Raw genomic sequence first — 12,565 nt, 5'->3', positions numbered from 1 at the left:
GAATCGGATCACAAAACGACGAGCATAGCCGGCCATCAGTAACGCTCTTTCGTGTCAAGCCCCAACACTGCCGTAGCGGTTCCATAGCATGTATGGAAACCGCCGGACCCCCCATCAGGAAATCCGCTGCGGCGTAAAGGGAAATCTGGGGAAAGGAGTTTGATCATGAATAGGTTAGAGACTGTTTGCACAGCGGTTGCCTTGTTTGTTCTGCTCGCTTTCAGCAGTAGCGGCTTTGCGGCGAAGGGCGGTACCCCAGGACCACCGACTGGTGATGGTGGTGGTGGTGGCGGTAGTGGTGGCGCTCCGGACCTCGGGGACCTCATCGTCCTCTATCGCGACGCGTGGGGTCTCCCCATTCTCACCGATGTAGTCAATAATGAGGGTCTTTGCCAGCAGCCCCTGGCGGCTCCTGGTGAAAGGTTCCTAATCAACGGGACGCAGTGTACCCCTGCATTAATGACTGACTCATGCATCATTCCTGTCGATCCTGCGACCTGCGCGGTCGTTGTAGGTTATGAGACGTACACCCAGGAGGTCGACTTCGGTCGTACCAGCGTGATTCGTTCACCGGTATCGGTGATTGAGCAGAGCCTCGGGGAAGTGATCACCAAGCTGGCGACCGCCCAATGCACCACCCTGGATCCCGCCGGGCGGCTGGTCAACACCAGCAAGATAGATGGCGAGGTTTTTTCGGCCACCATTGACTCGCCGCTGGAGAACCTGGCCATCTACAGGCAGCTCATGCTGACGGGCTATCTGGGCGCCGACGCCACCGCGATTGTCCTGCCGGACGAGAATGTGCTCAACATGGCAGCGAGGGGGCTTGGCGCGGCCGCCGACAAGACAGGCAAGGTCACTGTGGACCAGGTAGTCTACTCCAACGAGATCATGGGCCTCACGGACGAGAACGTGCAGACCTACCTGCCGAAGATTTGCATGAACGTCAGGGAGGAGGTGCAGGGAACGGTCCAGCAAGTCCGCAAGTGCTTCCTGGATTACAGCGCCTATGGATATAACCGCGCAACGAACTTCGGGGAACTGCCTGCTCCGGCCTATATCCCCAAAATCACACCCAACGCAGGCTGGTTTGAGTACCTGGGGCTGTGGTCAGACGCTGGAGGAGCATACCCAGACCTGTTCTATATCGTTCAGGGTCCCATCCTTGATTCCGTCTTCTGCCTTAATAATTTGGGCGAGCCTGTTGTTCCCAAAGACGGGATTTGCACCTCTGCCAACCACATAGATTTGGGCTTCCTGGACGGCAATATTGGCGGCTTTACCCAGGCGGCCGACGACACCCGTGAGGTCATCCTGTTCACACACGACCGCCCGTTGCCATTCGGCTACGAGACCGCGGTGCCGATATGCGATGTTCCTGACATAGACGTCGTCTATGATCTCTCGATCAGCGAGCAGTCCGGTTTACAGGTCCCCAAGCAAATCGTGGATGGCTCGGAGGGCAGGGAGTTTACCGTGGCCGTAGCGAATGCCGGTCCAGATACCGCCTCGGGCACCGTCAGGGTGACCGCCGTCGCCGCAAATGGTGTCCCTATCGAAGGCTCCCCATGGACGTTTACGTTTACAGATCTCGCCGGTGGCTCGAGCAAATCATGGGTCACGTTCTTCTCCATTGAACTTGGGGCACGAACCACCATCGCCTGGACAGCGGAAGCCATTCCGGACTGTGAGAATTGTGACCTGAACCTGGGCAACAATACGGTCACTGCGACCAGTAGCGTCAGGGTAACCGGTAGTGGTGGGCGGTAGCGGCAAGCCATAACCGGCCAACGCTATCCTGCCACTAACCGGCGCAGCAACCCCGGGCCGCAACGGTCCGGGGAATGCCGAAACCATAACACATCAGGGGGGCGGGCAACCGCTCCCCTCCCCCCACGCTTTCTTTGTAGTCAGATTCTGCGCCATCCCTCGCAGATGGAGGAGAACCATGGACATGAAGCACCACTATCTACGTGCACTGTTTGTAATGGTGGGAGTCGCTGCAATCGTGGCGAATGCTGCGGCCGCCCCCAAGAACAAGGAAAAGGGCCGAACCGTGCCCACGTACGGCTGGGCTACGGTGGTCAACAATAACGACCTGATGCCGCCGCTCGAGGCAAGAAACTTCAACAGCTACAACCAGCCCTCGGTGAACCTGGACGGGCTGGTGGTCATCCGGGCTCGCAGCAAGGGTGGCGAAGGTGGAGGTGGCGACGGGCATGGGCCGACCCACGGCATCTACACCCGCGATATGGCTGTCGACAATAGTGAAATCGTCAGCATCCTCGACCGGACTAAAGAGGTCCCTCAGCCTAACAATGCGCATTACCCACCGACTAACGTGTCCCTGGCTACGTTCATCGAAACCCCTTCCTTCCCGCGCATCGACATGGACTCGGACACCATCGCCATCCGCGGCAACCATCAGCCGGTGTGGATATACACCCCCCCTGAAGGCGATGAGACCCGGGCCGGGACCACGGGGCTCTACACCAACCCCTTCGGCCCGATGATCACCGGCGCCGCCAAGCTCGGCGCGGTTCCTGAATTCTCCTTCTTCGAGGTTCCGGGACTCCCCAGCGGTACCCCCTTCGACGTATTTCCCGGGGCACCCTCGGTGACCCAGGGCAACACCATCGTGTTCAAGGGCAACTACACGGAGGACGGTATCGGCAGGACAGGGGTGTACTATCGTGAGCTGGTGGAAGAACCTATCCCCGCCGCTGACGGCACATTGCTAAGCCCGGCCGGTGGCACCTTACCCGTGGTGCTGATCGCCAACAACACAAGCACCCTGATTCCGGGCACCGACACGGTGTTCGGCTCCACCGCCCCGCCAAGTGCCGCGGGCCAGAGGGTCGTGTTCGCCGGCTTCGACAACGAGGATGCCCCGACCCTGGGCGGCATCTACCTGGCGGCACTGCAACCCCAGCCACCGCTTACTACACTCGTCAACATTGGCGAACGGGTGCCCGGCGAGTCCCGCGACGACACCTTCAACGGTCTCGGTGAGGGCGTTGCCTTCGACGGCCGTTTCGTGGGCTTCTGGGGCGCCTGGGGCAAGGAGACCAAGACCGTGCGCCTCTACTGCCCGACGGAAGGCAACCGGGACCGCATTGCCTATTGTAACCAAACGCTGGTCTGCGAAGGCACGGGCGTGATGCTGGGAGACGTAAACAGTGTCTGCGACGACACGACCGACCCGAACTATAGCTCCAACCCTGGCGAACGCATCTGCTATCAGGATAAAGAGGTGCCGGTCGATCAGGGCATTTTTGTCCACGACATCGACACGCGCAGTACGCGGATAGTGGCGAAGACCGGCGGGCAATTCAATGAGTTCCTGTTCTGGAACTATTCCGGCAAGACTCCCTGCGTGGGCGGCGGCCACTCAGATGAAGGCGCCGAAGACGACGGTGAACCGGCTCGCTGGCGCTCCTCGGCCTACGTCGCCGTTTCAGCCCGGGTGGGCGCGACCTTCCAGGCCGCCTTCAAGGCCAGGACTGGCGAGCTCGTCGACAGAGTCTATGCAGAACCGGTAGACGGCATCTACCTCAGGAAAGGGCCGGGACCTTGGCATGGACAGACCATCGAGCCCGTCCTCGACACCACCATGGACGGGCAGACACTCGATCCCGAGGCACCTGCTGGCTCGACCATCAACGAGCTGGGCCTCGAACGCGAAGGCCTGCGCGGCTACTGGCTGGCGGTCAGTGCGAAGATGGGGATTGAAGGAGGCCAGGAGGAAGACGATATGGCAGGAATCTACCTGATGGCATTACCATAAAACAGGCGATGGCAGGATTGCGCGGGGATAGGACGAAGTCGCAGGGCACCATAAGTGGGAAACTCCTCGCCCCGGAGGCGGTGTGGGATCATGCGCCGCTGCCGATTGCCTCGTTGGGACTGGAGCGTGATGGAGAAGAAATCAGGATCTCCAGGTTAAACTCATTCGGTGGAGGGTCTCTTTGATAGTTCTGTTGCAAATACGTGGACATATGCGGTTAGTTGACAAGAATATCCATAAACATAAACAGCAAGGAGGTGAAGGATGAAAGATCTGAACCAAGTCTCACGTCGCCAGTTTCTCGCATGGAGTGTCGGTGCCGCATCTCTTGCCGTCGGCGCCAGCACTGCTGTTATCACCACCCCTGGGAGTGCCAGGGCAGCAGAGGAAATCCGTCTCCCCTTACCTTACATTGATTTTGTAATTGACCCAGAGATGGTAAGGCAATGTGCCTTCAATCACTATTTCAACGGTGGCTGTATGCATGGCGCAGCCTCTGGTCTCATGCAGGCCTTCAAAGAAGTTTATGAGGGAGAGAACACCGGATGGGATCTTCTGCCTCTGGGCATGTACAAATATGGCTCGGGTGGGGTGGCTGGCTGGGGTACCCTGTGTGGTATTCTTAACGGCTGTATGGCGGTGCTCAATCTTATCGGTCTGCATGGCGAGCTCGGCGACCATCTGATGAGCTGGTATTCAACTACCTTGTTTCCGACAGCAAACTGTGATGGGTTTGTCGCCACAACCGGACAGGAGGCTATACCAGACGAAGATGTGCGTGCCCACACCGTTTCCGAATCTCCCCTTTGTCATATCTCTATCAGTAAATGGTGCAAGGCTGCAGGGGTAAGTGTTGCTGATACGAGCAAATCTGGAATCAGATACAAAGACGATCGGTGCAGTAAAATATGCGCCGATACTGCGGCAAAAACTGCTGAGTTGATAAACGAGTATGCCGACAATCACCAAATCTTAGAACCTTTTGCAACACCGGCCCAATATGTAGGTTGCCTGGATTGCCACAGTGGGCGCAAAGATCAGGTCGGAAAGATGGATTGTCTGGGGTGCCATGTCCCTGAACATGTTGTGAAAGTGGGCAGCGAGCATCCAGGGAAAGGGAAAAGAAGACTTTAGAATCAAAGAAATACCAAATAACCCCGGTAAACGAGAAATAAGCCAGAATTCTTTTTAATGCTCGCATGTCGGGGTTCTCTTTTCTATTCCCCTGTTTCCTGCCATTCACGATATGCTCTGTTAAGCTCTTGTTCCACCTCTTCTGAAAAGCATGCAAAATAGACTGTGGCAACCGCCGTATTTTCATTGAGGAAACCGCAGACCTCCCGCATGGCAATATTACAGGCTTCAGTCAGAGGAAAACCATATGCCCCACAGCTGATTGCCGGAAATGCGATTGTTTTTACCCCATGAGCAATACCACAGAGTAAACTCTGGCGATAACACGACGCCAGCAGGGATCTCTCCTTGCTGCCACCGCCTTGCCAGATGGGGCCGACAGTATGAATCACAAATTTTGCGGGAAGATTATATCCGCGGGTTATTTTTGCATCGCCGGTAGCGCAGCCACCGAGCTTTCGACACGCATCTAACAATTCAGGCCCAGCGGCTCTATGAATCGCCCCATCTACACCACCACCACCCAGCAGGCTTTTGTTTGCGGCATTGACAATTGCATCGACCTTTAATTGAGTGATATCAGTTTGTACAATCTGAATACGATCCATTGATCGTCCCCTTTAAGGAAATCTTGTCAAAAGTGTTTCAACAACCAGGTATTGATACTTTATCACTTTGCTACTAATTTTGCGAAAGGAGGCAAATGATGAACCAGCACCGTAGAAAGCTTCTTTTAAATGCCCCAGCTACACATAAAAATGGTGGTTGGGGCTGCAAGAATAAAGCCGATACCAAAATTACATCGCGAAATCAATCCTCCCGATAACTCGTAATCACTGCAGACAGCTTCTAGTGGACGTATTGTTTGGCATAAGCTGCGTCATCATACATGGACGTGCCATACAAATCTTTACCATAGGTACCGATAATTGCCTGCCCCTCGGGGGAACCTATGAAATCGATAAATTTAGAGGCGGCTGGCTGGCCCTTGGTTGCACCTTCCGGTTGACACAGGCCGTGATACGTATTGATCAGCACAGGATCACCTTTAAAGAGGATTTTCAGATCGGGCGTGTCTTTCTGACCTGCGACCCAGGTGGAGGAGTCTGTCATAAAATACCCTTTGCTGTCATTGGCTCTCTTCAGGGTCGCCATCATGAAATCTTTGGTGATGATGTACCAATTACCGGCAGGACTGACTCCGGCAGTTTTCCAGATACTCAGCTCTTTTTTATTGGTGCCCGAATTATCGCCACGGGAGAAAAATGCAGCTTTATGTGCGGCAATCCGGGAGTACGCATCAGCTGCCGAACGGGCACCAGCAATACCGGCAGGATCATCTTTGGGACCCACAATATAAAATTCATTCGATCCGATCAAGGTGCGTTTTATTGCCCATCCCTCGGCTACCGCCTTTTTCTCCGCGGCAGGAGCATGAACGAGCACCAGGTCGACCTTCTTCTCCTGCAAAAGCTTCAGTGATTTTCCCGAACCCGCTTTTTTCCAACACATCGTTGTCCCATTCGCCCGGTTAAACTCATCTGCCAATTTTTTCAGCAAGCCGAGTTCTCCGGGGCTCCCTGTAGCCAGGGTAAAAAGATTGTCGCCATTACCGTAGACTGCTTCACAGCCATCCCCTGCATGGGCTGCCAGCGCGACAAACAAAGTGACGAGCACCGCGCCCAGCATATTTCTAATTTTCATCTTATCTCCTTAATATTATATAACAATTCTATCGCCAGTACCGGCCGGGTAAATACAGTACAAAGTACATACTACGATTCGGATTGTTTTCAACAGTTAGCACCCTGCCGCCCAAAGAATGACAGAAAATTACCAAGAACACAGAGCGGGAAGAGTCCGTCTTGCGTGCAGCCGGGTAAGGCGCAGCAGTCCCCGCTCCCCGGCATCACACCGAAAATCCCGTTTGCATCCTCTCGGGATAGATTATTGCACTGGCGTAATACTTTTTCTACGTGCCTCGCATGATGCGCTTGATATTTTTGAGGTGGCATAAAGCCTTTATTTTGAATAGATATGATACTTGATTCCGATTGCCCCTCAAACTCAGCCTGCCGGAATGGAAGGGTGTGAGCTGTTCGTTTTGCAGAGCTCCTCCAACAACAGAGAGCAGCGAAAATGATCGATGTCTGCAAGGTTATATTTTTCCTCTTCCTGGTCAACGGTCTTCCGCCAATCGCCTCGGTTGTCTTTGGCGACCGGTACGGTCTGGCTATAGACGGGGGGAGTTTGTGGTTTGATGGTCGACCGATTTTCGGCAGGCACAAAACCATTCGAGGGATTATCGCCGGCGTGACAGGCGGCACGCTTGTCTTCTACCTGCTTGGAGTCAGCTGGTGGGTCGCCACCATTGCCGCTCTTCTCGCCATGATCGGGGACCTTGCTTCGAGTTTCATAAAGCGCAGATCGACCTTTGCCTCCGGGGAAGATGTTGTGGTTCTCGACCAGATCTTCGAAGCTCTCTTTCCCCTGCTCTTTCTCAACCAGTACCTTGAGCTGGATCTGCAGCAGAACGTTTCTATCCTCTTTCTCTTTATCGCCACAGCCTACTGGAGTTCTCGTTTCTGGATTCATCTTACCAGGCGCCCACTCCCGAAAAAATATCCACGTAGTATTCGTTCGAGTATTCGGATCCGCGAGTGGCGCGCCTGTCATGAGCCTCTGGCCAGATGGCAGACATGGTTCAATCTTACCAGTTTTCTATCACAGCAGGTTTTCCTGACCTGGTTCTTTAAGCTGACCGGTCTGTATTCCCGCGGAGCTAAAAACGCCCTCGATATTCGAATTGTTGAAAAAACTTTTTCGTTTAAGGAGCTGCCGGAATCGTTCGATGGATTCCGGGTGATGTTCCTGGTCGACTTGCACCTGGACGGCCTGGCTGGGCTGGAACGCAAGGCAGCCGGAATCGTAAATAAGCTGGATGTTGATCTTTGCTGCGTCGGCGGGGATTTCCGCATGAAAACATACGGCAAGAGCAAGGAATGCATAAAAAAATTGAAGAATTTCATGCAGTCGGTACAGGCTCGATCCGGAATTCTTGGCGTGCTTGGCAATCACGACTGCATTGAAATGCTGCCGGAATGTGAAGAGGCCGGAATCATAATGCTGGTCAATGATTCGTGGCCTGTTGAAAAAGATGGCGCCAGGATCTGGATCATGGGCGTTGACGATCCACACTACTATAGACTGCATGACGCAGAGCAGGCGGCACAAGGTATCTCTGCCGGGGATTTCTCAATTTTTCTTGCCCACTCCCCCGAGGCGTATACCGAGGCCGCAGCGATAAAGGCCAGCCTCTATCTTTGCGGCCACACCCACGGCGGCCAGATTTGCTGGGCGGATGGCGCGCCAATCCTGACCAACAGCAGAGCCCCGCGCTATACTGCGGTGGGAGAGTGGAAGTATCAGGAGATGCAGGGATATACCAGCCGCGGCCTGGGACCGTCCAGCATTCCGGTCCGCTTTAACTGCCCCGGCGAGATAACCATCATTACGCTGAAGAAAATGTACCTGTAAACCTGCCGACAGGAAAATGCACCTGAGCCGACCAGTGCTGATATGCCGCGACAATACCGGCTGCGGTACGCAAAACAGACACCGCAGCCGTACAAAAATCGAAGGTGCAGGTCTATTTTGCCGCCTCCAGAAATGCGCCCATCATTTCTTCCCCTTCAGCACCGAATTTTTCGACAATCAGTGCCTTCACGGCCGGGACTGCAGCTTTTTTAAATGCTTCCTTCTCTGCCGGGGTCAGCGTGTTGACTTTCATCGTTTTCGAGAGCTCGGGGAGTCCCCGGTCCGAGGCCTCAATCACGCGCCCCATGCCTCGGCCGGCAACGATTGCCGATTGAGCGGCCGAGCTGACGACCTCTTTTTCGCTGTCGGTCAGGCTGTCCCAGAATTTTTGGTTCATGGTCCAGACATACGGTGCGAACAGGTGTCCGCTGAGGGTGAGATATTTCTGAACTTCCTGGAATTTGGCAAAGGCAATGATCGGAACAGGGTTCATCTGGCCGTCGGCCACGCCGGTCTGCAAAGCGGTATACACCTCGGACCAGGAGATAGCGGCAGGCTGTCCCCCCATGGCGGTAATAATAGCTTTATGGGTATCAAGCCCCATGGTTCTGATTTTCAGACCTGCCATATCCGCCGGAGTGTGAATGGGTCGTTTCGAGTTGGTCAGCTGAAAGAAACCACCGGAATCACCAAAACCAAGCACATGAAGATCAGTCTTCTTTTCAATGTCGGCAGCCAGTTTTTTGCCAAATGGCCCGTCAAACACCTCGTAGGTCTTGCTTATATCGGGAAAGGCAAAAGGTACGTCCAACACCCCGATAAGGGGGTAAATTGACGCAAATCCGCCGACGGAATGGATGCCGCTTTCAATAACCCCGGCTTTTACCTGCTGCAGAACATCCTGGTCTTTGCCAAGCTGTCCGCTGGGGAAGGTCTGGACCATGACCGATCCATTGGTACCCGCTTCGACCAGACTTTTGAACACGGTGGCCATGGCCCCGGTAGGATTGTCAAAGGGATCATCCTTGTTCAAATGATGCAGTTTTATGGTTTTTGCCGCACTGGCTGTTCCTGCGAAAGTTACTGCCGCAAACACGGTCGCCAGCATAACAACCGACAACAATTTCATAGTTTTCATCTTAACCTCCTGGATTATGGCAACCATTTTGCCGTTATTTTAGGCCATCCATGACTCTCTGCCCCTCCCGGAAGGGAAAAGCATGCTGCACGAACAGTTGAGACACTACATAAGGAGTCTTGGGACGAACAGGGTCAAGTCTGCCCAGAACGCGACTACAAAAAGTATGGCTATTTCCACCAGTAAAAACGGAATCAAGGCATAGGAAATTTTCTCGATACTCTCTCCGGTAACCGACGACATCACGAACAGGCAGGCGCCGACCGGCGGAGTCATCAGGGAGATATTTAAAGTGAGTACGATCATAATACCGGCATGAACCGGATCCATACCGATGGTTGTGGTAAGCGGGCCCAACACCGGCGCCAGGATGATCAGTGCGGCGTTGATATCCATAAACATGCCCACAACGAGCAGCAGGGAGAGAATCAGGGCGATAATGACATTGGGGTTGCTCGACAGAAACAGAAAAAACGCCGCAATCTTCTGGGGAATCTGCATAAAAGTCATCCACCAGCTCAAAATGGAAGCGCTGGCGATGATCAGAAACACTATGCCGGTAATTCGTGCAGTCCGAATCAGCATTTCGACAATGTCACTAAAGCTCAGCGCCCGGTAGACGACCCCACCGATAAACAGGGCGTAAAACACGGCAATGGCTGCCGCTTCCGTTGGCGTAACAATACCGAAAAGTATCCCCCCCAGAATGATGCCGGGCATGAGAATGGCAAGAAAACTTGACTTAAACGCCCAGAATATGCGGATCAGGCTGAAGCGATCTTTGCTTTTGGGAAGATTCAACCGTTTACCCAAAAGAGCAATGACCGCCATGCACAAGACACAGATAAGCAGTCCGGGGACGATGCCTGCGGCGAAAAGTCCGGCAATGGAAACCCCCATGAGCGATCCGTAGATGACCATCAGATTGGATGGAGGAATGGTGGGACCGATGATGGATCCGGCAACCGTCACCGCACAGGCAAAGCGACGGGTATACCCTTGCTTTACCATGGCCGGAACCAGGGTGTTGCCAAAGGCAGCCGCGTCGGCGACAGCCGCACCGGTCATGCCGGCAAACAGCACCGAGGCGATCATATTGGAATGGGCAAGACCGCCGCGGAGATACCCCACCAGGGCATTGGCAAAATCTGCCAGTTTTTCAGTGATGCCGGAGCGGTTCATAATTTCGCCGGCAAGAATAAAAAAGGGCATGGCCATAAAGGTAAAGAGATCCAGTCCTTCAAAATACCGCTTCGGGGCCATCGTCAGGAAATTGTCACCGCCGATCTGGACCAGGCCGGCGATACCGGCAACCCCAAGCGTAACTCCAATGGGCAGACCAATGATGATAAAGAAAAAGAAAATCAGCAAGACCGTGATCATTGTATTTCCCCTATTGAGTTTGGCTCGTTGCAAAACCTGCCGGTTCCGAACTCCGGAACATTGCGGCAAAAATCTGAAACGCGGTCAGGACCGAGGATACCGGCACCGCTGCAAAGGGCACCACCATTGTCATGCCGAAAATTGTTGCGTATTGTCCAAGACCTGCTCTGGCCATGCCCATTCCGTACCAGGCCAGAAAGAGAAAGAAGCTCAGGCTCACCAGATCAAGGCTGATCGCCAGAATTCGCGCCCCCCGAGACGGCAGGAACCTCTTGACGATATCCAGCCCGATATGTTCCCGGTAAAACGCACCACAGGATACCGCGAGCAGAGCCGCCCAGATCATGACATATCGGGAGAGTTCTTCCGTCCAGGTAAATCCCAGATGGAGAAAGTACCGCTCAACCACGCCAAACCAGATCACCATAACCATGATGCCTACCAGCAGCGCACAGATGCGTTCCACCAGCCAATTTATCCGAAAGGCCGCAATCCACAACAATGATTGTTTGTCTTTTTGCATAGGAAACCTCACCGCGGGGAGACAACAGCACTGCTCATTCCCCGTTCATTATTTGTTACATGGACGGCTTACAATCAGCTCTATGGAGCATTTCAGGCTGTTTGGCTGATTTACCACCTGTTTTAGCCTAGTTTTTCGGCTGAAACTAGATTTTTTTGTGCTCAACATCGTTCTTTTCTCATTTCGTTCAATTTTCTTCCTGAAAATCTTCTCCGGCTTCATCGGCCGCCCAAAAACAGACTTGACGTCCTGAAAAATAGTAAGTAAATATTATTTACCAAACTTTACAACTCCATAATACATCGTTCAATTACCTTTATTTTACACCAACAATCATACTGTTAAGCGTATTAAATAAAGGGTAAATTTAATTAACTAAACCCAGATATGGAAAGACAAACTCCAGTCAGTCCACCGGGCAAATTGAAAATTATCAATGCCATGAGGACCCTGCTGGAAAACCGAACTTTCGAATCGCTCACCATTTCGGAAATCGCGGTCACCGCGGGAGTCACTGAGGGATTGATCTATAAATACTTCAAGGACAAACGCGATCTGCTCCATCACGTTCTCAAGGAGCATTACCAGCTCTTCCTGGTCCAGATCGAAAGGGACCTGCAGGGAATTGACGGCGCCCTGAATAAACTGAAGAAAATTATCTGGTCCTCCATTGAGCGATATGCCAACCACCGAGTGTTTGCCAGGATCATTCTGCTTGAAGTTCGAAACTCAGAAGAATATTTCCAGAGCGAAGCCTACGACCTGGTCCGACGGTTCAATCACATCATCATCGATATTATCAACGAGGGCATAGCTGCCGGGGAAATCCGGGAGGATCTCCCCGCAGGCTATATCCGCAATGCCATTTTTGGGACCATCGAACATTCCTGTTTGAATCGGGTCATTTTTAATGAAACAGTATCTACTAATGATGCGGCCAAACTGATAACCGATCTTCTTTTTCACGGGATCAAACGCTCATGCAATGGATCCCTGCCCTCTTTATAAGAAGTGAAAAGTAACAAATATATTGTCAATCGTTCTCTCAACTCCAACAAACGTA

At 53.2% G+C, this 12,565-nt stretch carries 10 protein-coding genes; 5 read left to right on the top strand and 5 right to left on the bottom strand.

The window, feature by feature from the left end; translation table 11 throughout:
* Positions 1-165: 165 nt before the first annotated feature.
* From FCL47_RS14105 to FCL47_RS14095, 3 genes are all read left to right on the top strand, one after another.
* On the top strand, positions 166-1,770 hold the full coding sequence (locus FCL47_RS14105) for a hypothetical protein (RefSeq protein ID WP_136814145.1): 1,605 nt from the start codon (positions 166-168) through the stop codon (positions 1,768-1,770).
* Positions 1,771-1,948: 178 nt separating this feature from the next.
* Complete coding sequence (locus tag FCL47_RS14100; protein ID WP_136814144.1) at positions 1,949-3,787, top strand: hypothetical protein; 1,839 nt, start codon at positions 1,949-1,951, stop codon at positions 3,785-3,787.
* Between the two features lie 264 nt (positions 3,788-4,051).
* Positions 4,052-4,921, top strand: a complete 870-nt coding sequence (locus tag FCL47_RS14095) for a C-GCAxxG-C-C family (seleno)protein (protein WP_136814143.1) — start codon at positions 4,052-4,054, stop codon at positions 4,919-4,921.
* Between the two features lie 83 nt (positions 4,922-5,004).
* Here FCL47_RS14095 and FCL47_RS14090 read toward each other — a convergent pair whose 3' ends face one another.
* Both FCL47_RS14090 and FCL47_RS14085 read right to left on the bottom strand, forming a co-directional pair.
* Entirely contained in the window at positions 5,005-5,529 is a 525-nt protein-coding gene (locus tag FCL47_RS14090) for an O-acetyl-ADP-ribose deacetylase (RefSeq protein ID WP_136814142.1), read from the bottom strand.
* Positions 5,530-5,770: 241 nt separating this feature from the next.
* Positions 5,771-6,625: a substrate-binding domain-containing protein gene (locus FCL47_RS14085; RefSeq protein ID WP_136814141.1), complete on the bottom strand. Its 855-nt coding sequence runs from the start codon at positions 6,623-6,625 to the stop codon at positions 5,771-5,773.
* Between the two features lie 435 nt (positions 6,626-7,060).
* Between FCL47_RS14085 and FCL47_RS14080 the strand changes: the two genes are divergently transcribed.
* Positions 7,061-8,458 (top strand): CDP-archaeol synthase, encoded by a 1,398-nt coding sequence (locus tag FCL47_RS14080; RefSeq protein WP_136814140.1) that lies wholly within the window; start codon positions 7,061-7,063, stop codon positions 8,456-8,458.
* A 112-nt stretch (positions 8,459-8,570) separates the two neighbouring features.
* On the opposite strand, the gene FCL47_RS14075 is transcribed toward FCL47_RS14080, so the two are convergent.
* The 3 genes from FCL47_RS14075 to FCL47_RS14065 form a co-directional block, all read right to left on the bottom strand.
* Positions 8,571-9,596 carry a DctP family TRAP transporter solute-binding subunit gene (locus FCL47_RS14075; protein ID WP_205747324.1) on the bottom strand — a complete coding sequence of 342 codons (1,026 nt, stop codon included), beginning with the start codon at positions 9,594-9,596 and terminating at the stop codon, positions 8,571-8,573.
* Between the two features lie 105 nt (positions 9,597-9,701).
* The gene (locus FCL47_RS14070; protein WP_205747323.1) at positions 9,702-10,979 is read right to left on the bottom strand and encodes a TRAP transporter large permease; all 1,278 of its coding nucleotides are present in this window, start codon (positions 10,977-10,979) and stop codon (positions 9,702-9,704) included.
* A 10-nt stretch (positions 10,980-10,989) separates the two neighbouring features.
* Positions 10,990-11,502 (bottom strand): TRAP transporter small permease, encoded by a 513-nt coding sequence (locus FCL47_RS14065; protein ID WP_136814139.1) that lies wholly within the window; start codon positions 11,500-11,502, stop codon positions 10,990-10,992.
* Between the two features lie 387 nt (positions 11,503-11,889).
* Here FCL47_RS14065 and FCL47_RS14060 point away from each other — a divergent pair, with 387 nt between their 5' ends.
* Entirely contained in the window at positions 11,890-12,510 is a 621-nt protein-coding gene (locus FCL47_RS14060) for a TetR/AcrR family transcriptional regulator (protein ID WP_136814138.1), read from the top strand.
* Positions 12,511-12,565: the final 55 nt, after the last annotated feature.

The sequence above is a fragment of the Desulfopila sp. IMCC35006 genome, from assembly GCF_005116645.1.
In the GTDB taxonomy this organism is placed as follows: domain Bacteria; phylum Desulfobacterota; class Desulfobulbia; order Desulfobulbales; family Desulfocapsaceae; genus Desulforhopalus_A.
Note: the sequence above shows the minus strand (reverse complement) of the source record. Positions and strands in the feature narration are given on the sequence as shown.

Coding starts and splice junctions, on each gene's coding strand:
- FCL47_RS14105 (WP_136814145.1), top strand. CDS start 166: ATGAATAGGTTAGAGACTGTTTGCACAGCGGTTGCCTTGTTTGTTCTG.
- FCL47_RS14100 (WP_136814144.1), top strand. CDS start 1,949: ATGGACATGAAGCACCACTATCTACGTGCACTGTTTGTAATGGTGGGA.
- FCL47_RS14095 (WP_136814143.1), top strand. CDS start 4,052: ATGAAAGATCTGAACCAAGTCTCACGTCGCCAGTTTCTCGCATGGAGT.
- FCL47_RS14090 (WP_136814142.1), bottom strand. CDS start 5,529: ATGGATCGTATTCAGATTGTACAAACTGATATCACTCAATTAAAGGTC.
- FCL47_RS14085 (WP_136814141.1), bottom strand. CDS start 6,625: ATGAAAATTAGAAATATGCTGGGCGCGGTGCTCGTCACTTTGTTTGTC.
- FCL47_RS14080 (WP_136814140.1), top strand. CDS start 7,061: ATGATCGATGTCTGCAAGGTTATATTTTTCCTCTTCCTGGTCAACGGT.
- FCL47_RS14075 (WP_205747324.1), bottom strand. CDS start 9,596: ATGAAAACTATGAAATTGTTGTCGGTTGTTATGCTGGCGACCGTGTTT.
- FCL47_RS14070 (WP_205747323.1), bottom strand. CDS start 10,979: ATGATCACGGTCTTGCTGATTTTCTTTTTCTTTATCATCATTGGTCTG.
- FCL47_RS14065 (WP_136814139.1), bottom strand. CDS start 11,502: ATGCAAAAAGACAAACAATCATTGTTGTGGATTGCGGCCTTTCGGATA.
- FCL47_RS14060 (WP_136814138.1), top strand. CDS start 11,890: ATGGAAAGACAAACTCCAGTCAGTCCACCGGGCAAATTGAAAATTATC.